Source organism: Candidatus Pedobacter colombiensis (genome assembly GCA_029202485.1).
GTDB classification, from domain to species: domain Bacteria; phylum Bacteroidota; class Bacteroidia; order Sphingobacteriales; family Sphingobacteriaceae; genus Pedobacter; species Pedobacter colombiensis.
On the sequence record CP119313.1, the window covers coordinates 296,235 to 319,935 of the forward strand.

Here is a 23,701-nt window from a genome sequence, read left to right on the forward strand (position 1 = left end):
AAAGTAATAAATAAAGGCACTATAATAAGATATTTAACTAATTTTAACAGAAAAAATATTCCCAGTAAAATTCTCATTAATGGATAACCAATTAACAGCTGATAAAGCAGCCATGCATTTATTTTTTACCGATGATGTTTATCTGGTAAATGAGCCTGGTATTCAGTTAGCTACTCCGGTAATTCATCAGAATATTCCGGTTTCAACAAGCCAGCCTGCAGTTTTGCCAGCGGCACTGCCTGCAGACTTTAAGTTCCTGGGAAACAATAAACGCAATATACTTATCCTGGTCAACGATGAGCAGAATGAGGTAAGTGATGAATTGGGGCGCGAACTGCTTCGGAAAATAGTAAAATCAGTAAATCTCTCAGCAAATGATTTTGCATTGTTAAACTATGCAAAATATAAGGGTACAGGGTTTAAGGCACTACAGGATTACTTCTCCAGTACACTCATTTTTGCTTTTGGGGTAACACCGGTAGAACTTTCTCTTGCAGCTTCACATCCCGAACACGTGGTTGTACAGGAAGGGGCAGTAAGGATGATCTTTTCTGCCGAATTGAGAGCGCTGGATAAAAACCCGGCCGGAAAAAAAGCACTGTGGGGAAGCCTTCAAAACCTTGGATTATAACAATGAGAGAACTCGTATTTGCCACCAATAATCAGCATAAAACTCAGGAAGTTCGCAACCTGCTTTTGAATGACTATAAAGTCTTAAATCTAAATGATATAGGCTGTAAAACTGATATTCCTGAGACCGGGAGTACTTTTGCCGAAAATGCAACACTGAAAAGCAGTTATGTTGCCGAGCACTATCAGATGGACTGTTTTGCTGATGATAGCGGCTTGGAAATAGAAGCCTTAAGCCAGGAACCTGGTATTTTTTCTGCCCGGTATTCCGGAGTTAAAGATGATCAGGAAAATTTAAAGCTGGTACTTCAGAAAATGGAGGGGCAGGTAAACAGAAAGGCACGTTTCAGGACTGTTATTTCTTTGATGCGCGGCGGTGAGAATTTTCTATTTGAGGGCATTATCAATGGAACAATTAGGGAAACGCCAACGGGAACACTAGGTTTTGGGTATGATCCAATTTTTGTGCCCGATGGTTATGACCATACATTTGCCGAAATGAGTATGGAACAAAAGAACCAGATCAGTCACAGGGCACTGGCCATGAATAAGCTTATATCTTTTTTAAAGGAGCAGAAACAGGCTTAATTGTATCAGCTTTTTCTTCTTTAGCCGGAACGGTCTTAGAGCCAACTACAGCTTTCGGTACAACAGGAGTAACCGCTGTGCTGTCTTTTTGAGGGACAGGGGCTGTCTTCTTAATTGTCCCTTTCGGATCTGGTATGTTTTTAGTCGTTTCGGCAGGTTTGCCAGTTGCTTTTGAGGCTGTCGCCGGACCTGCCTTCTTTGCAGGAGTTTTAGACTTGGGTTTGCCGCTAATCACCTCTTTTTTTGACAGCGGTCTTAGCTCAGGTTTCCAGGTAAAACCGGTCAGGAAAACGTCTTCCTTTAATTCAGGAACAGGCGTTCTGACCCCTTCAGGATCTCTGATAGCCACAATCTTTGCAATCTCTTTTTCTTTGAAAAGGATCTTTAGCCGACTGCTAACCGTTTGGTTCATGTCTGTATAAACCTTCTTTTCATTCTGGTTGAAATAAATACTTTCAGCATTCCCGTCCACAAACATATTCTTGAGTTTACCATCTTTAAAAAAGGCGGTAATCAACCTTCCCTTGATCTGGTTATATCTTGCTGAATCTGCATTGACATTTACAAGGAAAGCATTCTGAATAACTTGCAGAGTATTTAGCTTTTTATTTTTCAATTGCAGGTAAATTGTATCCCCTGTTTGTTGCGAGCCTTCAGACCATATAATAGGGTTATGGTACCAGCGAAGTGTAGAATCCGCGCTTGTATAAAATAATGAATCCGCCTTAGCCTGCATATTGGCTTTAAATACTCGCACGTTATGGTAGGCTTTAATCACCCTGGTCCGTACAGTATCTTCCGGGTTGAAAGGAATGGTATCCTTAAGGGAAGTCTTTATTTTATTTGCAGGCAGTTTACCTTTTAAGGTCATATCAGCTTTCCCTTTTTTTGTCACAGAGTCGACTTTTGAATATAGGAGAGAATCCTTTAATATTGGTATTGCTTTTTTATGAATAGCGAGGCTATCCTTTAATAAACTATCTGCCGCAATAGAAATCTTTTCATTTTTGATGGATTGTTTAGCTGCTTCTTTTCCCGTTTTTGCACTCTTTTTATCTAACCGGTTCTGTTTTCTTTGCGAAGTCGTTTCTTCAGTTGCGGTTGCCTTAGGTTTTGATGCGCCCACCTTTTTTTCTTCTTTCTCCTCCTCCCCAAGTTCATTGTCTTTTTTTATCACAGGCGATGAAATGAGCGTTAAGGTCTTTTTAAGAACCATTTGGGTTTCCAACGTATCGGCGCCCAACCATAAGCTGTCGGGTTGCAGTTTATTGTTCACCTTTATAGAGTCGGAGGTACCCATACCTACATAAGGGTTTTTGGTTACAATTGTCCTTTCGTCTTTTTTGTAATAAAAACCCAGTTGTCCGTACATGACTGTTTTATCAACGGTGTCTTTAAAAACAATGTTTCTAACAGCTTTTCCATAGCCGGCTATCCCATCATAGTACAAACTGTCACCTTTAAGCGATTTTGAACCCATTGTATATAGGTTTTTCTTTCCAAAATAGGCGTACTGAGTCTTCGTATTATAGGCTCCGTTTTCTGTATACAGGTTGTCATCCTTACCCTTTATATTAGTCGGGCCATAAAAATAGGTCCAGTTGGTTAAGGTATTGTAGCGTAATGTGTCTGATTTAATTACAGTTTCCGGGGTTACAACCACGACATTGTAGCGGAAAAAGGCATCGCGACTATTGGAAAAATAATAACCGTTTTTACTGGTCAAGGTTACATCCTTACTCACAATTTTACCCCCCGTTACATAAGTCCCATATTTGGTGGCCATATTGTAATCCAGGATGTTGGTGGTTAAGGTAGATTCCCGGTCTATCATTCGGACATTGCTGGTTAAATGAGCGATTTTGGTATTCCCGTTATAATTTAAATAATCTGAATAGATATTGATGGTGTCGGCCTGATTGATGTGCACATTTTTAAAAGCATCAAAAGTATTCTCATTTACATAAAAAACAGCGCTATCGCAGCTAAGCGTAGCATTCTCATGCCTAAACACAGGGTTTCTTAAATAGGATATGTTCTTTTTTGTATCGAAATGAGTCGCATCAGCTTTTTGTACAATAATCTTTGTCTTCTGTTGCGCGAGCACAGATGCGGGAAATAATAATATGATCAGGAAATAGCGTAATATCTGCACGTTACAAAGTTAGTTTTATAATTTGTTTTTTTAAAGCTTATCAAGCCATGATGAGTTTTTATTCATTATTTTTGAGACCATGTTACCCCTTCAGAATTTTAAAGACTATATCTGCCTGAATTCACTTTTCAACGCAAAAGATAAAATCCTTTTGACAGTTAGCGGCGGGAAGGATTCTGTATTAATGGTGCACTTATTTAAACTCTCCGGATTTAAATTTGGTATAGCGCATTGCAACTTTAATTTAAGAGGTGCTGAATCCCAAAGGGATGAAGAATTCGTAAAAATGCTGGCAGAAAAGCTGGATGTCCCATTCCATGTAACCCATTTTAAAACGAAAGAATTTGCTGCAACACACAAGGTATCTACACAGATGGCGGCAAGAACACTTCGTTACCAATGGTTCGAGGAGCTTAGAGAACGTGAGCAATATAAGGCTATTGCATTGGCACAACATCAGGATGATGCAATTGAAACGGTATTGTTGAATCTAACCAGGGGAACAGGAATTGCAGGACTACATGGTATTTTACCAAAAAGGGGTAAGTTAATCAGGCCTTTATTGTTTCTGTCTTCAGCGGAAATTGCTGACTTAATTAGCAAACAAGATATTGATTTTGTAGAGGATAGCTCTAATAAAAGCACCGACTATGCCCGTAATAAAATAAGATTAAAAGTTATTCCTCATCTCAAAGAGATTAACCCCGGTCTGGAAGAAACTTTTCAGCATAACATCAAACGCTTTGCAGATACTGAACTTGTTCTGCAGCATACAGTAACAAAGTTAAAAGAAGAAATCCTGAAGGAAAAGCAGGGGAAATTCTATATATCCATAAAAGAAATAAAAGCATTAAACCCACAACATCTGCTGGTATTTGAATTGTTAAAACCTTTTGATTTTTCGGAGTCAGTAGTTGCCGAACTTTTAGAAGGACTGGATAAACAAAGTGGTACAGCCTTCTTCAGTGTCTCACATCGCATTGTTGTAGATCGGCAAGAGCTGATCATCAACCCGCTTTCAGACCAGAATATGGTTAACAAGAACCAAATCATCCATTCTCATGATGAGACAGTTAATTTTCTAGGTAGCCAAATCCTCATCACTTCGTCGGAAGATATTCAATTTAAGAAAAGCAGCAATAAGGCCTATGTGGATACTGATAAATTGATTTTTCCATTGGTATTGAGAACCTGGCAGGCCGGTGACAAGTTTAAACCCATAGGAATGAACAGTTATAAAAAACTGAGCAATTTTTTTATAGACGAAAAGATTCCACTAAGTGACAAGGATCTTATCCCGATATTGGTGAATGGGAATGGCGAGCTAATCTGGATCGCAGGGTGGAGACAAGACAATAGGTATAAACTTACTGAGGCTACAAAAAATGTAACAATTTTTGAATTGCGACATCTACATATTACAATTTCTAAACAATCTTAAAGGGACTGAGGGTATGATGCAATTAAAAAACCAGTAACTTTATAGTCAAAATACACACACATGGTGAACCGCTACGCTTTTTATGAGAAACAATACATTGGTCGCGATTATATAAGAATTTGTATCAGGCTGGTGATGGCTGCATTTTGTTTTGCTGCCTACGTTTATGAACGTGATCGCGACAATACGCAGGATCTCTTTCTGGTGGTTGGTTTTGGTATTATTGGTGTTTCCATCCTATTACTTTTTCTTATTCAGTATAAAACAATAATTGATCAGAAACGTATTATTATTGATGGTTTATGGTCTGCCAAAAAAGTAGAAATAGACTTAAATACAATAGTTAAGGTTAGAAAAGACACTTATAGCAGTTACTTTATTAATAACCCTGTGTATAACCTTCACCGTAAGGGAAGTATCAGGTTTTACTCTTCAGGTAAGGATGCCATTGTACTTACAGATCGGGATGGCCTTGAGTATTACATCGGTACGCAACGACCAAATGAGATGTATTTGGTTATTCAGGAAGAAATGAAGCATTAGTTAAATAATTGCAATTGTTTAACATAAAGATCAGTTTAAGTACAGTACTTTGCGTCGTTAAATAATTTCAATGAAACGATCGTGAGCATAGCGATTACAAATTGCGTGTATATGCTCATGATAGCTTCATAAAACTAAAATTGTTTTTTAATGAAAATAGGTATTGTTTGTTACCCGACTTTTGGTGGAAGTGGTGTTGTAGCCACAGAACTTGGAAAGGCACTCGCCGACGAAGGTCATCAGGTACATTTTATCACATACAGTCAACCGGCTCGTCTGGATTTCTTCTCTGCAAATCTATTCTATCACGAAGTATCCGTAAGGGATTACCCTTTGTTTGATTATGCCCCTTACGAGTCTGCATTAGCCAGTAAGCTAGTAGATGTAGTGCGCTTTGAAAAGCTCGACATTCTACATGTTCATTACGCGATCCCACATGCTTCTGCTGCCTTTATGGCTAAGCAAATTCTGGAAACCTACGGTATTCATATCCCATTTGTAACAACCTTGCACGGAACAGACATTACTCTGGTGGGAAAAGATCCAACCTATAAACCAGTAGTTACGTTTTCTATCAATAAGTCGGATGGAGTAACTACGGTATCCGAAAGCTTAAAAAAAGATACCGAAGAGTATTTTGAAATCACCAACGAAATCAAGGTCATTCCTAATTTTATCGATTTTTCGAGGTTTAGCTTAAAACCGAAAGATCATTTTAAAAAGGCTATTGCGCCTAATAATGAACGTATTCTAATTCATACTTCCAACTTTAGAAAGGTAAAACGTACGGCAGATGTGATCCGTGTTTTTCATAAGATTCTGGAGAAAATTCCTTCTAAATTATTAATGGTTGGTGACGGACCAGAACGTGCTTATGACGAGCAATTGTGCAGAGACCTTGGGATTTGCGACGATGTTCGTTTTCTGGGTAAGCAAGATGCAGTAGAAGAAATTCTTTCTGTCTCTGATTTGTTTCTGATGCCATCCGAATCAGAAAGCTTTGGTTTGGCTGCTTTAGAAGCGATGGCCTGTAAAGTTCCTGCCATTACCTCTAATTCTGGTGGTTTACCTGAGCTAAATGTAGATGGTTTTTCGGGCTTTATGAGTAATGTGGGGGATGTGGAGGATATGGCCAATAAAGCCATTCAGATTTTAGCGAATGATGAAGTGTTACATAAATTTAAAGAGAATGCATTTGCAAGGGCACAGGACTTCGATTTAAAGAAAATCCTGCCCGAGTACGTCAATTACTACAATAAGATAATAGACGAGTCAAATAGATTACATAAAGCTTAAAGCTTATTTAATTGGCGCAAAGACTAAGCAAACAGGAGCGCCTAGTTCAATTCTTTTACCGGTATCCTTTAAGGTGCCGGTTTTTTTATTGCGTTCAAAGATCACGATGTCATTGGTGTATTGATGGCCAACAAGTAAGTATTTTCCTGTAGGGTCTATAGAAAAATTTCTTGGACCTTTGCCTAATGTGCTGATCCGGGATACGAAATTGAGCTGACCATTAGGCTGTACGGCAAATGCTGAAATGGTGTTTGCATCGCCACGGTTGGTTTCATATAAAAACTTGCCATCCGGTGATACATGTATATCTGCAGCATCAACTCTTCCGGAAAAATCTTTATCAATAGTGCCGGCATCCTGAATTTTAATTAGGCTACCATCGTTGTATGCAAATACGGTAATGATCCCATTAAATTCGTGAGCCAGGTAAGCGAATTTACCATTTGGACTGAAAGTAAGGTGACGTGGACCGCTACCAGGAGTAGTTTTTACAACCTGTTTTATGCTCAGCACTTCTTCTTTGGCTGTTGGATTATAATTATAAATGTAAATCTGGTCTTCACCAAGATCTGTACAGGTTACATACTTTCTGTCAGGTGTAAATTGAATCTGATGGACATGAGCACTTTCCTGTCTTTTTTGCGGATCTATACTTTTGCCGGTATGTTGTATCAATTGCTTCAGTGGAGTTAAAGCGCCATTACCTTCAATTCCGAAAACTGAAATGCTTCCACCACCATAATTGGCTGTAAAAACACTTTTTTCATCAGCAAGTACAAAACATGGACCGGGACTTCCTGTAGCTTGTTTGTTGATAAAGGTGAGCTCACCTTTTACTCCATCAAAGCCGAAAGCCGCTGCGGCGTTGTTATCGGGTGCTACTGCTACGGAGTATATGAACTTGTTATTTTTGCTAACAGCCAGATAACTTGGATTGGTAACATCTTTGGCTACACTTTTAAATTTAAATTCAGCAGTGTTTGCATCAAAGTTGTAAATATAAATTCCCTCGCTTTTACCCGGACTGGTGTAAGTCCCAATGATTAAATTGTATTCTTTTTTTTGTGCGAAGCTTTGCAGTGTAAAAAGGGTAAGCAATAAAAGCGAGAGAATTTTTTTCATATATGATTACTTAATCAGGTGTTTTATCTGAATCAGTTCGTGCTCTTCCAGGTAACGCCATCTCCCACGAGGAAGATCCTTTTTGGTTAGGTTGCCATAAACAACACGGTCTAGTTTCACTACATCATATCCTAAGTGTTCGAATATACGGCGTACGATCCTGTTTTTACCACTATGGATTTGTATACCAACCTCACGCTTAGAACCTCCGGTAACGTAAGATACAGAATCAGGTTTGATAATTCCATCTTCCAGTTCTAAACCGAACTGAATTTTATTCAGATCGCCCTGACTTAAGCTCTTATTTAATTCTACGTTATATATTTTGGTGATGCCATTTTTTGGATGAGAAAGCTTATCAGCAAGGTCACCGTCATTGGTCATCAGTAATAGACCTGTAGTGTTGCGATCTAACCTACCTACGGGGTAAATGCGTTCTCTGCTCGCTTTTTCTACCAATTGCATAACTGTACGGCGTTCTTGTGGATCATCTGTAGTCGTGATATAATCCTTAGGTTTGTTCAATAACACGTAAATTTTCTTTTCACGTTTTAGCAATTCTCCATTGTAACGAACCTGGTCATTTGCCGGGTCAATTTTATGACCTAATTCAGAAACTACCTCACCATTTACAGAAACTACTCCTGCAGCAATCAGTTCATCCGCTTTACGGCGTGAGCAAATGCCTGCATTAGAAATATATCTGTTTAAACGGATCAGACCGTCATCTTTTTGAACAACGGGATTTTTTCTGCCACGCATGGTTGGTGCTTTTTCAGGACCTGACCATGTATTATTGCGATCCTGGCGAGTGGTACGATCTGAACGTTCTCCACGTTCCGGGCGTTCAAAAGAGCGCTCTGGACGTGCGCCTGCACTTTTGTATCCAGGTCTTGAACCCTCGTCTTCTCTTTTTCTGAAAGGTCTGTTATCAGTACTTCTTGAAGTTTGGCTTTTTTTATCGTCAAACTTGCGGAAAGGTTTATCACCCCCTGCACTAAAATGATCTTTCTTTATATAACTACGTTTACCTTCTCCGGTAGGAGTTTCTCTTTTGAAATCTCTGCTATCCTTGTCTCTATTACCTGGTTTAAAATCTCTGGAACCAGTGCTTCTCGAACCGAAGCTTTTATGGTCACCATCTTTTCCGGATCTGGATTTAAAATCACTGCCCGAACTTCTTGGTCTGAATTCTTTTGAGTCATTTTCGCCCCTTGACTTAAAGCTTCTTGAATCTCCTTCTTTGCCTCTTCTAGGCTTGAAATCTTTGGCATCGCCAAATTTATTGTCTTTCCCTTCTTTATCGTCAAACTTGCTTTTTCCCTTGTATGAAGAATCTGCTCCACCTGGTCTTTTGCCTGTTGTGCTTCGGTTTCCCGGTTTGGACTTGTCATCCCGACTGTTCCTGTTGTTGTTTTTTATCATGATACGCTTTTATCCGCATAATTTATGCGGCGACAAATTTACTAAAAAATGCATTGATTCACAATTATAAGTGTCTGACTACTGCAATTAAGCATCTGATATGCAATATGTATTTGACTACCTTTGCTATAATTTTTGGTTTACTATCTATCGTTTACAAAGCACAAATGTGGTTAATCCAGGAAATGCAATCATGACCTTTTTACTGGTTTTTGAATTTGTAAGCGAGGTAAAATAAACCTGAAAAACCTCCTGAATTGGCACTTTTGTAATCGGGCTTTAAATGTGTTTAAACATCGATTTTCGCAAGTAATTCTGTAATTACTTGATAATTAGATTAATATGATGTACATTTGCAGACGTTTTAAAATTGTTAACCAAAAAAAGGAGGAAAATGATAAAGAAACACATAATGACATGTACGGTAATTATATCATTACTGGTTATGGCAAAAGTGTTTGCTTACAACATGCCCCAAGCAACAAAAAGTTCTTCAAAACAAGGAGAAATAACGAGTACCGATACCCTAACCTTTAACATCACGAAGCCATTATCTTTGATGGCTCAATTAAATTTTGCAGATGAGACATTGCCAATTGGTGACGTCAAAGTAGAGCGTAAAATGAAGAAAACGCTGGCTGCGCATTACTTTAGTAATTTACAAACTAATAAGCTGCACAGAAAAGCAGCAGAATGGTTCCCAATTATCGAGCCGATCCTTGCCGCTTATGGAATTCCCGAAGATTTTAAGTATATGCCTTTGGTAGAATCGGGGTTAGATAGCGGAGTATCACCTAAAGGTGCTGCAGGTGCCTGGCAGTTTATGCCTGGAACAGCCCGTATGTATGGCCTAAAAGTTAACTCTAGAGTTGATGAGCGTAATAACTTGCGCAAATCTACTATTGCAGCTGCCAGATATATCAAGGATCTTTATCGCACTTTTGATAGTTGGACACTAGTTGCTGCCGCTTATAATGTTGGTGATAACCACATGAAGCGTCAGATTAACAGACAAAACCAGGACAACTACTTCAAAATGAAGTTGAATAATGAAACCGGGGGATATGTTTACAAACTGATCTCGATGAAACAAATTATGTTAGATCCTGTGCGTTACGGTTACACTGCTCCAAGAGCATTGTTGGCTTATAATGCCGAAAAAGCTGAAGAAAGAAATTCAGAATAATATTAATTCGATACTCGAAAATGGGGGAAGCCGTTCAGTTTATACTGAGCGGCTTTTTGTTTGTGTGCTGGGCATGGCAATCAGCTATAGGGAGCAAGAATTCTTTAAGGGATTGATTTAATACATATACTATCCTCTATTTATATTTAAACTGCTATTATACTGCTATTAAACTGCTATTATACTGGTAAAGCAGTAGCATACCAGTATAATAGCAGTACAAGACCAGTAGGAGACCAGTATATATTATACACCAGCACAGTTCACTTGACACTCCCGTTTGATGGTTGTTTGTTTGAGTATTGCTTTTCCTTTTTGAATGACAAATACAGGTGCAACCACAGGAAACGGTATGTTGTCTGGGGGCAAGCGGCATGGGCAAGACTTGGCTGCAGGAAAAGGTATCGGAGCTAATACCCGAAGAGAGGGCAAACTGGAAGTCACCACGCTAAGTATGAACGCCTTTTATTACTTCGGGAAAGAGGGGCTTATTTAGTTAGCATCAACAGGGATGTATTATTGGGTGTCCTGGTTTTTGAAATTTTGCTCGGCTTTTTGTTTTTGCCCGGAATTTGCTAATTTGAGCGTCCTATGGAATTGATGAAACTGCGGATACAAGACATGAAATATAGTGCAGGGGAAACTCTGGTGCTCAGCTTTGAAGTATTAGAAGGCAAGAAGCCACTGTATCAGGCTGGACAGTTCTTAACGTTTGTATTTAATATTAATGGACGTGAGTTGCGCAGATCTTATTCACTTTGCAGTTCCCCGGATGTGGATGAGCCGTTGGCTATTGCGATAAAACGCGTAGAGAATGGCGAGATTTCCAGGTTACTTCATCACAAAACAGCTGTGGGGGATATACTTCAGGCCTTGGAACCCAATGGGCAATTTGCCTATCTGCCAGATAAAGAGATCAAAAGAACTGTTTTTCTCTTTGCAGCAGGGGTTGGCATTACCCCGCTTTTTTCCATCATAAAAACAGCGCTCCGTAGAGAAGAATACTCAAAGTTGGTCCTGATTTACAGCCGAAGATCTGTAGCGGAAACTCTTTTTTATGAAGAACTGAATGATTTGGAGCAACAATACCCGGGAAGATTTAAAATCATTTATGTCTCCAGTCAGAACAAGAATTTACTTACTGCCAGGTTAAATGTATTCCTGATTGAAAAGATCGTAAAGGAAGAGCTGGTTTTTGATAAGAAGGATGCCTTGTTCTATACTTGCGGACCAATAGATTATATGGTGACCTGTCGCATTAAACTGTTGGAGATGGGTTTTGATATTTCTCAGATTAAGAGAGAAACTTTTGTATTGCCGGAGGATGAGGTAGATGAAGACGATACGACAGAAAAAAAAGTAAAACATACCAATACCTATACCGTAATATTGAATTTTAAGCACAAGATTTATCATCTTGCTGTTCCTTATAACAAAACTATACTTGATGCGGCTTTAGAGCAGAAGATTAATTTGCCTTACAGCTGTCATGCCGGAATATGTAGTACCTGTATTGCAAATTGTACTAAGGGTGGCGTTGAAATGGATTATAACGAAGTGCTGATGGATGATGAGATTGCAGCCGGTAGAGTACTGGTTTGTACGGGACATCCTACAGAAGATGGGACTACATTAGTTTGGTAATTTTTGTGGATAATGCCTTATCTTTGTGGATTAAATAGGTTGTTTTTTTTTTATATATATGAGCAAAAATACTGTTGACCTTGGCGAGCAAAAAGATGTAGAAGTGTATGGGGCCAGGGTACATAACCTTAAAAATATTGATATTTCCTTCCCCAGAAATAAACTTGTAGTTATTACCGGTTTAAGTGGGAGCGGAAAGTCTTCTTTAGCTTTCGATACCATTTATGCGGAAGGGCAGCGTAGGTATATGGAAACTTTTAGTGCCTATTCGCGCCAGTTTATGGGCGGAATGGAAAGACCTGATGTAGATAAAGTATCGGGTTTGAGTCCGGTTATTGCCATAGAGCAGAAAACTACCAGTAAAAACCCCCGGTCTACAGTAGGTACGATCACTGAGATTTACGATTTTATGCGTCTGTTATACGCCCGTACCGCTGATGCTTATTCGTATAATACGGGTGAGAAGATGGAACGGATGAGTGAAGGTCAGATTCTTGAAAATATCTTTAATAAGTTTGGCGAGATGCCTGTAAATATCCTTGCTCCGGTAGTAAAAGGGCGTAAAGGACATTATAGAGAGTTATTTGAGCAAATTCGTAAGCAAGGTTATGTAAAGGTGCGTATCGACGGTGATATTCAGGATATTACTCCGAAAATGCAGGTAGACCGCTATAAGATTCATGATATTGAAATTGTGGTAGATCGACTGATCATCGACCGTAAAGATGTAAAGCGTTTACAAGATTCGTTGCAAACTGCTATGCGTTTGGGTAAAGGCATCATTAAGATCAGTGATAAGGACAATAATGTTGCCCATTTTAGCCGTTTCTTGATGTGTCCAACTACGGGTATCTCTTACGATGAACCACAGCCAAACAGCTTCTCCTTCAACTCACCATATGGTGCTTGCGAAAATTGTGATGGCCTGGGTTATATTTTCGTGGTAGATAAGGAATCTGTGATGCCCAACCCTAAGTTGAGCATTATGAATGGTGGATTGGCGCCACTTGGAGAATACCGTGATATTTGGATGTTCCAGGTATTAAAGGCACTGGCTAAGAAGTACAATTTTTCTTTGTCTACCCCAATTGAAAAGTTGGGTGATGACATCATCAATATCATTTTAAACGGCTCTCATGAACTACTTTCAGTAGCAGTAGAGTACAATAAATGGAACGTACAAAACTATCAGATTACTTTTGATGGTATCATTAAACTGCTGGAAGAACAACAGGAGCGTAAAGGTGAGGCTGCAGTAGATGATATGGAAAGTTTCCGCAAGCTAAAAACATGTCCGGTTTGTAATGGAGCACGTTTAAAGAAAGAAAGTCTGCATTTTAAAATCGACGGCAAGAATATTTTTGAGTTGGCAGAAATGGATATCAGTACGATTAGAGCCTGGTTTGAAGGTTTAGAAAGCAGATTAAACGATAGACAAAATACAATTGCCAAAGAAATTTTAAAAGAAATCCGGTCAAGATTGGGCTTCTTAAGTGATGTTGGATTGAACTATTTGTCGCTTGACCGTACTGCACGTACACTTTCGGGTGGAGAGGCACAAAGGATCAGGTTGGCTACACAGATCGGATCGCAGTTGATGAATGTAATGTATATCCTGGATGAGCCTAGTATAGGACTTCATCAACGTGATAATGAACGCTTAATTGGCGCTTTGAAAAATCTGAGGGATCTGGGAAACACAGTTTTGGTAGTGGAGCATGATAAGGATATGATTTTGGAGGCCGACCATGTGATCGATGTTGGTCCGGCAGCAGGTGTGCGTGGTGGACAAATCGTAGCGGAAGGTACTCCGGCAGAAATCCTGAAATTGGATACCCTTACTACCGCATATTTAAATGGCAAAAAGGGTATCGAGGTTCCTAAAAAAAGAAGAAAAGGAACCGGACATAAGCTGTCAATCATTAAGGCAAGCGGACACAATCTAAAGGATGTTTCCGTAGATTTTCCATTGGGTAAGTTTATCACTGTGACCGGTGTTTCGGGTAGTGGTAAATCGAGCTTAATCACAGAGACACTATATCCCATATTAAATCATCACTTTTTTAGGGCTAAAAAACATCCTCTACCATATGAGAAGATCAATGGCTTAAAGGAAATAGATAAAGTAATTGAAATTGACCAGGCTCCGATCGGGCGTACGCCACGTTCTAATCCTTCTACTTATACAGGTGTATTTTCGGACATCAGAAATCTATATGTTCAACTGCCTGAAGCTAAGATAAGGGGATATAAACCAGGTCGTTTCTCATTCAATGTAAAGGGGGGGCGCTGCGAAACCTGTCAGGGTGGGGGTATGAAGGTTATTGAAATGAATTTTCTACCTGATGTACAAGTGCCATGTGAGGAGTGTCACGGCAAAAGATATAACCGCGAAACACTTGAAGTCCGTTACAGGAGCAAGTCGATTAGTGATGTGCTAGACATGAGTATTGAAGAGGCCTGTGACTTTTTTGAGAATATGCCTTCGATTTACAGGAAGATCAAGACATTGAAAGATGTTGGATTGGGGTATATCACTTTAGGTCAGTCGTCTACGACGTTGTCTGGCGGTGAAGCTCAGCGGGTTAAATTGGCGACAGAGCTTTCAAAAAAGGACACGGGGCGGACATTTTATATCCTGGATGAGCCTACAACTGGCCTACATTTTGAGGATATAAATGTATTACTGGGGGTGCTTAACGAATTGGTAGAGCGTGGAAATACGGTGCTGGTTATTGAGCATAATCTGGATGTAGTAAAAGTTGCCGATTGGGTAATAGACCTGGGCGAGGAAGGCGGTGCCGGAGGTGGAAGAATCATCTTTGAGGGGACTCCTGAAGGCTTGATCCAGAATCCGATCAGCTTAACCGGCAAGTTCCTGAAAAAGGAATTGGGCCTGTAAATGGACCATTATGGCAGTCTTTTTAAGTACCTTTTTGCCCGATTCTGATGCCTCAAGTAAATTGCAGGTTGTGGATGAAGGATTGGAAAAATCGGGCACGGAAAATGAAAGCTCTCCCTATAAATTAATTGAAAGCGCTGATATTAAGGGGATTCTCGAACCCAGAAAGCCTTTTTCACATAAAGGCACTTATGGTCATGCGCTGATTATTGCGGGTGCAGTGAAAACCATGGGGGCGGCGTTGCTTTGTGCAAGTGGTTGTTTGTATGGTGGCGCTGGCTTAACTACGGTTTCTATACCAGAAAGCGGGCTAATGGCTTTAAATACTGCACTTCCCGAAGCGATGTATCTGGACAGAAGTAGCCTTTTGAAAATAAAATCATTAAAAAAATACAATGCCATTGCAATAGGCCCCGGATTAGGGAAACTATTTGAAGCGGTGCACATAATGGAAGAGTTGGTTGTTTTAAATGCACCTGTTGTTGTTGATGCTGATGCTTTAAATATCCTTTCTAAGCGGGATGACTTGCTTTTGCACCTGGCAAAGGATTCTATATTTACTCCCCACTTAAAGGAATTTGACAACCTCTTTGGCACACATAAAAACTGGTGGGATAGATTGCAGGCTGGAAGAAGAATGGCAAAAAAACTGGGTTCTGTTATTGTCTTGAAAAACCAATACACCTTTATTATTGACCAGCAAGGTGATGTGATGATTAATCCTACAGGTAATCCGGCAATGTCGCAAGGTGGAATGGGGGATGTATTAACAGGCTTAATTACTTCATATGTTGCGCAAGGGTACAGTGCAAAGGCTGCAGCTATATTGGGCTGTTATTTCCATGGAAGGGCTGGGGACGAACTGGCTTTAAGCCATCACAACATAACCGCATCACAGTTGGCAGCACAAATTCCTATAACTGTAAAATCATTTTTTAAATAGGGCTCCACTCTACAACCACGGTTTTCGAACCTTAGCGTCGTTCTCCGATGTAATCTTTTTGTGATTTACTTCATTTGGCTTAGCCAGGTTTTATGAAAGAGCTCAGTTCTTAGTGCTGCGCGAGGCTTCCTCGCCTCAGAAATTGCATATTTTTCGAGGATCATTTCAATGGCTGTTATTTCCTGCTTTACTTCAAGGTATTTAGCCGCCATTACTTCAACTTCATGTTGCTCCTTAGCTGTTAATTGTCCAGTAACATATTGTTCAAGTATGCCCGTTTCGATATATGCTCTTCCTTCTTCCACCTTAATTAAACTTCTTTCTTAACTCTATAATTGCCATTCGGGCTCTTGTTTTTATAGTTCCCAGTGGCAAATTTAATTCCTCTGCTGCTTCTACATGGGTGTATCCCCTAAAATAGATCATATCGAGCACTGCTTTTAATTCAGGTTTAAGGGTATTTACTATGTCCTTAATGCCTAATGTATCCGCATTAAAAGATATTTCCTTATGTGCATCAATAAAATCTACGTTATTTTCAATGTCCTGGTTTTTTTCAGCGTTCCTATAATCTTTAGAGCGCAGTTTATCAATTGCCAGATTACGGGCAATGTTCATCATCCAGGTAAACAGACGCCCTTTGTCGGAGTCATAACCATCTGCTGAATTCCATATTTTTATAAAAGTTTCCTGTAAAATGTCTTCGGCAATTTCCGTTTGTGGGATAATTCGAGAGATAATTCCAAATAACGCAGCAGAATACATGTCGTATAATGCGTGAATGGCAATGGTATTTTGGCTTTTAAGGGCGCTTACCAGCTCTTCTTCAGGGAGAGATATTTTTTTTACTGTTGTCAATTCCATACTAATATACAGAAAGAACAACAGGAATAAATAAGAATTTATTTTTTATTAAAGATCAAACAGGTGTTTTTCAGCATGATAAGAAGAGCGTACAAGCGGTCCACTTTCTACATACCTTAATCCTTTAGCCAATCCGATCTCTTTATACTTAGCAAATTGATCCGGATGAATCCAGTCAACCACAGGATGATGGTTGCGTGTAGGCTGCAGGTATTGTCCTAAGGTCAGGATATGTACTCCATTGGCGACAAGATCATCCATCGCTTCTAAAACATCGTCCTCTGTTTCACCTAGTCCCAACATAATTCCGGTTTTGGTTCTCAGTCCGAATTCAGAGATACGTTTAAGAGCCTCAAGACTTCTGTCGTATTTTGCCTGGATACGCACTTGTTTAGTTAAGCGTTTCACTGTTTCTACGTTGTGCGACATCACTTCAGGACGTTCTTCTAAAACGCGGTATAAGTTATCCCATTGACCTTTAAAGTCAGGTATTAACGTTTCTAAAGTAGTTTCAGGGCTTTCTCTTCTGATGGCCTGTAAAGTTTCAGCCCATATAATTGAACCGCCGTCTTTCAGGTCATCCCTGTCAACCGAAGTAATTACACAGTGTTTTACCTGCATCAATTTAACAGAGTTTGCAACCCGGTTAGGTTCGTCAGTATCAACTGCTAAAGGTCTGCCTGTAGCTACAGCGCAAAAAGAGCATGATCGGGTACAGATGTTACCCAGGATCATAAAGGTTGCTGTACCTGCACCCCAACATTCGCCCATATTAGGGCAATTACCACTTTCGCAGATGGTATGGAGTTTATGGGTATCAACCAAACTGCGCACTTGCGCATATTCTTTACCTACAGGAAGCTTAACTCTAAGCCAATCTGGTTTACGTTGTACTGGGTTTTCTGAAACAACCGGAAGTGCGATCATGGCACAAAGTTAAGCAATAGGTTTGAATAGTTATAAAGATGAAATGTTTATAAGATGTAAACTTGATCTATTTCTTGTTAAATGTCATTACCGGGAAACCATCGTGTAGTAAGGTAAGCAGATTGCCATCAATATTATAAGCGTTTACTTTTTTGAGCATTTCCATAAACTTCATTTCTCCGTCACCTTCGCAATGTTTCATAGTCATCGCACCTGGCTGTGAAATGGTCATTTTCGTTCCATCGACCACTAGTTTTGTGCTAAATCCATTACAACTGGTGTTGCCGCTTACTTCTGTAAAGGGGGCGTTGAAATTTAGCGTAGGTTTGGCCCAAGGATATAGATCATCAAAGGTCATTTTTATTCCGGAAATGTAGTTTAGCTGCCATTGGCCGGTTAGTTTTTGAACGGCTTGATTTGGTTTCATCGAAGTACAAGCGACTAAAGCGCTAATAGTGATGAGGATAACAGACAATATTTTTTTCATGGTAATTGATTTTATTTACTATTAAAGTTAATCAATTCCAAAAGGAATTTATAGGGAAAAATTATCATACTTCGGAGAGTAATGCTTAATTTTATATCATGAGCACTTCAAAAATAACTTACAATGGTGGTTTAAGAACCACTTCTATACATCAACGTTCCGGAAATGAAATCATCACAGATGCTCCGGTAGACAATAAAGGTAAGGGTGAAGCATTTTCGCCAACTGATTTATTGGCTACTTCTTTGGGCAACTGTATGCTTACTATTGTGGGAATTGTAGCAAATGAACATGGTTTTAACATTGATGGTACTACCTGCAATATCACTAAGATTATGACAGAGCACCCAAGAAGGGTGGCGGAAATAGTGGTTGATTTTCAATTCCCTGCGAACAACTATTCTGATAAGGATAAAACGATCATTGAACGTTCGGCCAATACCTGTCCTGTGATCTACAGTTTACATCCTGATATTAAGAAAACGGTTACTTTTAATTATTAATCATTTCGGCAACTTCTTCTGCAGAAATGTCACTATGAGAAGCATCCAGGATACAATCTCCATCTTTGATTAATAAAATTTGCGGTGATTCGTGATGCACTTGAAAAGTTTCAGCTATCTGCGCAGAAAGGTCGCGATAGCTGATTAAATCTAAAAAATACAGGGAAGTGTTTTCGGGTATTGCTTCCCAATCCATCTCGAAACGTCTCTTAGCCATTGCGCTGACCGAGCAACGTGTACTGTGTTTAAATATTAAACTGTAGCCTTCCTGGTTTTGTATCTGACTAATATGTGCCGGATCCGTAATGTTTTTCCACTGCATGAAATCTCTTTATTAAATAAACCCTTCTTATCCTCTTCTTCTTTTGCCTTCTGGGTAAGAGCTATACGCCGGACAAATTTTATTGGAGCATGCTTCCAATAAGGTTATTGCAAAAAACACGCCTAACAATAATATTGCAACTTTTTTCATTTATTTATTTTCTTTAAGGAAATATGGATACTAATCTACAGTTTTTAACAAAAGAATCAAATTTTGTTAAACAGTAGCATTCAATTCTGCCATTTTTAGGGCAGTAATGGCTGCTTCATCTCCTTTGTTACCATGTTTACCACCAGCTCTGTCAATGGCCTGCTGTTGATCATTTGTAGTCAACACGCCAAATATTACAGGTTTAGCGTGTTTAATGCCTACCTGAGTGATGCCATTGGCTACTGCATCGCAGATAAAATCAAAGTGTTTGGTTTCACCCTGGATTACACAGCCCAGGCAGATGACTGCATCAAGGTCTTTGTGTTTTTGCAAAAGTATTTCGGCAGCAGCAGTAAGCTCAAAACTACCGGGTACGGGCACAGAAATGATGCTTTCTGCAGAAACACCATGTTTAAGCAAGGTTTCTAATGCGCCATTATACAGGCTGCCTGTAACTTCGGCATTCCATTCTGCAACAGCAATTGCAAATTTAAAAGCACTACCATCAGGTACAGTAGTATGCGAAAAATCGGATAGGTTTTTTAGTTGTGTTGCCATGGCTGCAAACTTAAATAAAAATTAAGAAATGAGTTGGGAGTAAAGCACAAAAAAAAGGCTAACATCACTGCTAACCTTTTCTGTTAAATTTTATACTCTTTATTTAACTTGTACACCTGCACGCGCAATGTACTCATCAATCATAGCCGCTTCCTGGCTCTCAGGATACTGAGTTTTTATTTTAGTATATGCTTCTTCAGCATTTTTAAAGTCTTTAAGGTTTTCATATACCAAACCTAGTTTTTTAAGGAACATAGGAGAAGTAAATTTGTTGCTTGCCTTATCAGCAGCTTTTTTATAGTAGGTAGCAGCCTGCTTATAGTCTTTTAGCTCGCTGTAAGCATCACCTAACAAGCCTAGAGCCAATGGATCCGCAATAGGACTTCCTGTCTCAGAATATTTGCCTAAAGCTTCAGTTGCTTTTTTGTATTCACCTTTACGCAAGTAAATACCGCCAAGGTATAAGTTAGCAAGATTTGCTGATTTTGTATTGTCATACTCCTCTGCAATTTTTTCAAGACCAGGGTAACCACCTTCGCCATTTATAGCTTTGTTGGCCAATGAATCTGCAGCACCAATATATTGCTCTGCTTTGTACATTTTAGCTGAAGCTTCTTCAGCCCTGTTTTTAAGGTATACATTCTGATACCAGAAGTAGATGCCTATTAATACTACAATTGCACCTGCAATGAATAAAAGACTTTTCGAATTTTCTTCTAAAAAAGAGCCCTTTCTTACCGGCTGATTTATTTCTTTTTCTGTTGTAGACATTTTATTTAAAAAAATTAAGGATTGCAAAAATACATTTTTACATCAAAGTATCAACCCTTTTGTAAGTATTTAAACAAAATTAATGAACTGAGCGTTAATTAGAACCGTGGTAAAGGTTAATATTTATATCAGGACAGCTTATCCGGAAGGAAAAACAAATCATAGAATTAACAAAGCTAAACGGTAACTTTGGCTATTGATACTATGTGGTTAAAAAACATTACCCTTCTTAATTTTAAAAACTATACGGATGCAAATGTTAGTTTTTCTAAAACAGTAAATGCATTTGTAGGTGATAATGGGGCCGGTAAAACTAATTTACTTGACGCCATCCACTATTTATGCCTATGTAAAGGGTATTTTAATCCCATCGATACACAGCAAATTAAGACCGGTCATGATCTTTTTATGATTCAAGGTGACTTTGATCGTGAAGAGAAGAATGAAAAGATTACCTGCGGGGTAAAACGGAATCAGAAAAAACAGTTTAAACGGAACAAAAAGGAATACGATAAACTGGCCAATCACATTGGCCTGTTTCCATTGGTGATGATTTCTCCTTACGATACCAACATCATTATGGAGGGAAGTGAGGAACGCAGGCGGTTTATGGACAATGTAATCTCGCAAACGGATACATATTATCTGGACGAATTGATTTTATACAACCGTCATCTGTTAAACCGGAATGCCTTGTTAAAGCAGATTGCCATCACAAGAAGCTATGATCCGACTTTGTTGGAGATTTATAATGAACAGTTGGTTGCCTCTGGTACTAAGATTTATGCCAAGCGTCAGCAGTTTATGATCGAGTTTATTCCGCTATTTGATAAATATTATCAATTCTTAACCAATGATAAGGAGCAGGTGAGTCTGCAATACCAGAGTCAGCTAAATGATACAGCTTTCGAACAATTGTTGTTACAGTCTATAGAAAAGGATAAAATTCTGGAAAGGACCACCACAGGTATCCATAAAGATGAATTGGTCTTTACGATATCAGATATGGCTTTGAAAAAGTTTGGCTCGCAAGGACAGCAGAAATCTTTTTTAATTGCATTGAAGCTGGCACAATATGCTTATCTTCAGAAGTATAAAGGATTTAAACCCTTGCTGTTGTTGGATGATATTTTTGATAAACTGGATGACAACAGAATGCATAAACTAATGGAAATGGTATCTCATCATGATTTTGGACAAATCTTTATTACTGATACAGGAAAGGAGCGGGTACTGGCCGTATTTAATAAAATCGAAGTACCGGTAACTTTATTCGAAGTCACTAACGGAACAATAAATCATGCGTAAACCTAACGACATTACATTGAAAGAAGGCATTGGCAAGTTGCTGAATGTCTACAAGCTGAAAGGTAAGTTTGATGAAACTTCGGTGGTGGCCTTATGGCCCGAACTGATGGGGACGGCTATTGCTAACCGGACTACAAAAATTTATGTTTCACAAAAGAAATTATTTATCAGGATTGAGTCGTCAGTAATCAAGAATGAGTTGCTGATGGTAAGATCCGGCATCATTCAAAAGATAAATGAACGCGCCGGATCTGAAGTGATTACTGATCTGGTATTTCTTTAGATTTTGGTTTATCCTCCAAAGATTCTACCGATTAACCAGATAATAAGTGCAAGCACCAATATTACTATAATTGCACCTGTCCAAAGACCTGCCTTAAAAATGCCCTTTATCAACTCGCAACTCATAAGCGTGGTAGAAAGGAAGGCGATGATTGCTAACGGAAAATATCTTTTCGTTGTCATAGGTTGATAATTTGATATAGTAAATTAACAAACCAGGAAGACAATGGTTTGATAAGCCTATTTTCCGTTTACTTTTAGCAGTTCAATTTCAAAGATTAGGGTGCTGTAAGGAGGAATATCCTCTCCGGCGCCACGTTCTCCGTAAGCAAGGTTGTAAGGGATAAAGAACTTATATTTTGAACCTGTTTGCATCAATTGAACACCCTCTGTCCAGCCAGCGATTACCCCATTTAGTGGTAAGGATAGCGGCTCTTTTCTGTCGTATGAGCTGTCAAACTGTTTTCCGTTAAGTAAAGTTCCTCTGTAGTTAACCAATACTGTATCGGTAGCTTTAGGCTTGATCCCCGTACCTCTCGTGATCACTTGATATTGCAACCCACTTGGCGTAGTTTGTACGCCTGATTCTTTTTTATTACGTTCTAAGAATGCTTTACCTTCTGCAAGAACCGGCGCGTATTTTTGTTGACTTACACTTTTAAATAAGTTGTTGATCGCAGCCTGAGATTGCTCTTTAGGGATTAATGGGGTAGCATTACCAAAACCATCTTTTAATCCTTTAATCAATAATTCGTAATTAAGGCTGTTTAGACCATCGTTTTTCATGCTGGTGGCCATGGTATTACCAAAAGCATAACTTGCCGAGTCTAACGTTGATTTAAATGCAACAGCTGGTGTAGTTTTTTTTACTGTTGTTGTTTTCTTTACTGTAGCTGTTTTTGCTTTCGTTTGAGCGTTCACGGCAAGCGCGCAAAACGGAAGCATAAGAGTAATAACTGTTTTCTTCATTAGTTCTATTTGTTGTGGCTGAAAGGTACAAACTTTATAAAAAAATAAGCACCTTTTTTTGAGGTGCTTATTTTTAATATTATTTATTCTGTTTCCGAGATCCTGACCTGCGTCAGGATGACTTGATCGCAAACATAGCTACAGCGTGATGCTTAGAAGCGCTCAGCAGCAGTAAAGAAGAAATCGCCTTCAATTGCAGCGTTCTCATCAGAATCTGAACCATGAACAGCGTTAGCGTCAATTGATTTAGCATATTTCTGACGGATAGTACCTTCAGCTGCTTCAGCAGGGTTAGTAGCACCAATCAATTTTCTGAAATCTTCGATAGCATTGTCTTTTTCAAGGATCGCAGCAACGATTGGTCCTGAAGACATGAAGCTTACCAGGTCAGCATAAAAAGGACGCTCTTTGTGAACTGCATAAAACTCGCCAGCTGTTTCCGGAGTTAGTTTAGTGTATTTTAATGCAATGATTTTAAAACCTGCAGCAGTGATGTCGTTAATGATTGCACCAATATGGCCATTAGCAACAGCATCAGGCTTAATCATGGTAAAAGTTCTATTTGTACTCATTTTTTTATATGATTTTTTGCAAAATTACGTTTTATACTGCTAATATTAAAGTTCGAAACTTAGATAAAATGGTTTACTTTAAATGGCATAAATATTATAGGCTTCAATTATCA

25 protein-coding genes are annotated in these 23,701 nt (G+C 39.0%); 12 read left to right on the plus strand and 13 right to left on the minus strand.

Annotated elements, in window-relative coordinates; genetic code table 11:
* Positions 1–79 precede the first annotated feature (79 nt).
* Together P0Y49_01250 and rdgB are read left to right on the plus strand one after the other, a co-directional pair.
* Positions 80–631: a hypothetical protein gene (locus tag P0Y49_01250; GenBank protein WEK19781.1), complete on the plus strand. Its 552-nt coding sequence runs from the start codon at positions 80–82 to the stop codon at positions 629–631.
* A 2-nt stretch (positions 632–633) separates the two neighbouring features.
* The gene (rdgB, locus tag P0Y49_01255) at positions 634–1,218 is read left to right on the plus strand and encodes an RdgB/HAM1 family non-canonical purine NTP pyrophosphatase (GenBank protein ID WEK19782.1); all 585 of its coding nucleotides are present in this window, start codon (positions 634–636) and stop codon (positions 1,216–1,218) included.
* Here rdgB and P0Y49_01260 read toward each other — a convergent pair.
* On the minus strand, positions 1,184–3,373 hold the full coding sequence (locus P0Y49_01260) for an OstA-like protein (protein ID WEK19783.1): 2,190 nt from the start codon (positions 3,371–3,373) through the stop codon (positions 1,184–1,186). The genes rdgB and P0Y49_01260 overlap by 35 nt on opposite strands.
* 79 nt (positions 3,374–3,452) lie before the next feature.
* Between P0Y49_01260 and tilS the strand changes: the two genes are divergently transcribed.
* The 3 genes from tilS (at position 3,453) to bshA (ending at position 6,653) form a co-directional block, all read left to right on the plus strand.
* On the plus strand, positions 3,453–4,814 hold the full coding sequence (gene tilS, locus P0Y49_01265; GenBank protein WEK19784.1) for a tRNA lysidine(34) synthetase TilS: 1,362 nt from the start codon (positions 3,453–3,455) through the stop codon (positions 4,812–4,814).
* 60 nt (positions 4,815–4,874) lie between these two features.
* The gene (locus P0Y49_01270; GenBank protein WEK19785.1) at positions 4,875–5,357 is read left to right on the plus strand and encodes a hypothetical protein; all 483 of its coding nucleotides are present in this window, start codon (positions 4,875–4,877) and stop codon (positions 5,355–5,357) included.
* A gap of 150 nt (positions 5,358–5,507) precedes the next feature.
* On the plus strand, positions 5,508–6,653 hold the full coding sequence (bshA, locus tag P0Y49_01275) for an N-acetyl-alpha-D-glucosaminyl L-malate synthase BshA (protein ID WEK19786.1): 1,146 nt from the start codon (positions 5,508–5,510) through the stop codon (positions 6,651–6,653).
* 3 nt (positions 6,654–6,656) lie between these two features.
* On the opposite strand, the gene P0Y49_01280 is transcribed toward bshA, so the two are convergent.
* The gene (locus tag P0Y49_01280; protein WEK19787.1) at positions 6,657–7,775 is read right to left on the minus strand and encodes a lactonase family protein; all 1,119 of its coding nucleotides are present in this window, start codon (positions 7,773–7,775) and stop codon (positions 6,657–6,659) included.
* A gap of 6 nt (positions 7,776–7,781) precedes the next feature.
* Positions 7,782–9,200 (minus strand): pseudouridine synthase, encoded by a 1,419-nt coding sequence (locus P0Y49_01285; GenBank protein ID WEK19788.1) that lies wholly within the window; start codon positions 9,198–9,200, stop codon positions 7,782–7,784.
* A 394-nt stretch (positions 9,201–9,594) separates the two neighbouring features.
* Here P0Y49_01285 and P0Y49_01290 point away from each other — a divergent pair, with 394 nt between their 5' ends.
* The 4 genes from P0Y49_01290 to P0Y49_01305 all read left to right on the plus strand — a co-directional run bounded on the left by P0Y49_01290 (position 9,595) and on the right by P0Y49_01305 (position 15,875).
* Positions 9,595–10,386: a lytic transglycosylase domain-containing protein gene (locus tag P0Y49_01290; protein ID WEK19789.1), complete on the plus strand. Its 792-nt coding sequence runs from the start codon at positions 9,595–9,597 to the stop codon at positions 10,384–10,386.
* Between the two features lie 591 nt (positions 10,387–10,977).
* Positions 10,978–12,030, plus strand: a complete 1,053-nt coding sequence (locus P0Y49_01295; protein ID WEK19790.1) for a 2Fe-2S iron-sulfur cluster-binding protein — start codon at positions 10,978–10,980, stop codon at positions 12,028–12,030.
* Positions 12,031–12,088: 58 nt separating this feature from the next.
* The gene (gene uvrA / locus P0Y49_01300) at positions 12,089–14,932 is read left to right on the plus strand and encodes an excinuclease ABC subunit UvrA (protein WEK19791.1); all 2,844 of its coding nucleotides are present in this window, start codon (positions 12,089–12,091) and stop codon (positions 14,930–14,932) included.
* Positions 14,933–14,942: 10 nt separating this feature from the next.
* Positions 14,943–15,875, plus strand: a complete 933-nt coding sequence (locus tag P0Y49_01305) for an NAD(P)H-hydrate dehydratase (GenBank protein ID WEK19792.1) — start codon at positions 14,943–14,945, stop codon at positions 15,873–15,875.
* Between the two features lie 65 nt (positions 15,876–15,940).
* On the opposite strand, the gene P0Y49_01310 is transcribed toward P0Y49_01305, so the two are convergent.
* From P0Y49_01310 to P0Y49_01325, 4 genes are all read right to left on the minus strand, one after another.
* A complete protein-coding gene (locus P0Y49_01310; GenBank protein WEK19793.1) occupies positions 15,941–16,180 on the minus strand; it encodes a hypothetical protein in 240 nt (79 codons plus the stop codon).
* Between the two features lies 1 nt (position 16,181).
* Positions 16,182–16,733, minus strand: coding sequence for a sigma-70 family RNA polymerase sigma factor (locus P0Y49_01315; protein ID WEK21762.1), 552 nt, complete (start codon positions 16,731–16,733; stop codon positions 16,182–16,184).
* 54 nt (positions 16,734–16,787) lie between these two features.
* Positions 16,788–17,666 (minus strand): lipoyl synthase, encoded by an 879-nt coding sequence (gene lipA / locus P0Y49_01320; protein ID WEK19794.1) that lies wholly within the window; start codon positions 17,664–17,666, stop codon positions 16,788–16,790.
* A gap of 67 nt (positions 17,667–17,733) precedes the next feature.
* Positions 17,734–18,153, minus strand: a complete 420-nt coding sequence (locus tag P0Y49_01325) for an META domain-containing protein (protein WEK19795.1) — start codon at positions 18,151–18,153, stop codon at positions 17,734–17,736.
* 98 nt (positions 18,154–18,251) lie between these two features.
* On the opposite strand from P0Y49_01325, the gene P0Y49_01330 reads away from it, so the two are divergent.
* Positions 18,252–18,656 (plus strand): OsmC family protein, encoded by a 405-nt coding sequence (locus tag P0Y49_01330; GenBank protein ID WEK19796.1) that lies wholly within the window; start codon positions 18,252–18,254, stop codon positions 18,654–18,656.
* Here the strand turns inward: P0Y49_01330 and ytxJ are convergent.
* The 3 genes from ytxJ to P0Y49_01345 form a co-directional block, all read right to left on the minus strand.
* Positions 18,646–18,978 carry a bacillithiol system redox-active protein YtxJ gene (gene ytxJ / locus P0Y49_01335; protein ID WEK19797.1) on the minus strand — a complete coding sequence of 111 codons (333 nt, stop codon included), beginning with the start codon at positions 18,976–18,978 and terminating at the stop codon, positions 18,646–18,648. The two genes, P0Y49_01330 and ytxJ, sit on opposite strands and share 11 nt — an antisense overlap.
* Positions 18,979–19,194: 216 nt before the next feature.
* Positions 19,195–19,686, minus strand: coding sequence for a 6,7-dimethyl-8-ribityllumazine synthase (gene ribH, locus P0Y49_01340; protein WEK19798.1), 492 nt, complete (start codon positions 19,684–19,686; stop codon positions 19,195–19,197).
* A gap of 99 nt (positions 19,687–19,785) precedes the next feature.
* A complete protein-coding gene (locus P0Y49_01345) occupies positions 19,786–20,457 on the minus strand; it encodes a tetratricopeptide repeat protein (protein ID WEK19799.1) in 672 nt (223 codons plus the stop codon).
* Between the two features lie 204 nt (positions 20,458–20,661).
* Here P0Y49_01345 and recF point away from each other — a divergent pair, with 204 nt between their 5' ends.
* Both recF and P0Y49_01355 read left to right on the plus strand, forming a co-directional pair.
* The gene (gene recF, locus P0Y49_01350; protein ID WEK21763.1) at positions 20,662–21,765 is read left to right on the plus strand and encodes a DNA replication and repair protein RecF; all 1,104 of its coding nucleotides are present in this window, start codon (positions 20,662–20,664) and stop codon (positions 21,763–21,765) included.
* Positions 21,758–22,048, plus strand: a complete 291-nt coding sequence (locus tag P0Y49_01355; GenBank protein ID WEK19800.1) for a DUF721 domain-containing protein — start codon at positions 21,758–21,760, stop codon at positions 22,046–22,048. Before recF ends, P0Y49_01355 begins: the two co-directional genes overlap by 8 nt.
* Before the next feature lie 8 nt (positions 22,049–22,056).
* Here P0Y49_01355 and P0Y49_01360 read toward each other — a convergent pair whose 3' ends face one another.
* The 3 genes from P0Y49_01360 to P0Y49_01370 all read right to left on the minus strand — a co-directional run bounded on the left by P0Y49_01360 (position 22,057) and on the right by P0Y49_01370 (position 23,588).
* Positions 22,057–22,230 (minus strand): hypothetical protein, encoded by a 174-nt coding sequence (locus tag P0Y49_01360; GenBank protein ID WEK19801.1) that lies wholly within the window; start codon positions 22,228–22,230, stop codon positions 22,057–22,059.
* Between the two features lie 57 nt (positions 22,231–22,287).
* Entirely contained in the window at positions 22,288–23,016 is a 729-nt protein-coding gene (locus tag P0Y49_01365; GenBank protein ID WEK19802.1) for an FKBP-type peptidyl-prolyl cis-trans isomerase, read from the minus strand.
* Between the two features lie 152 nt (positions 23,017–23,168).
* Positions 23,169–23,588 carry a nucleoside-diphosphate kinase gene (locus tag P0Y49_01370; GenBank protein WEK19803.1) on the minus strand — a complete coding sequence of 140 codons (420 nt, stop codon included), beginning with the start codon at positions 23,586–23,588 and terminating at the stop codon, positions 23,169–23,171.
* Positions 23,589–23,701 lie beyond the last annotated feature (113 nt).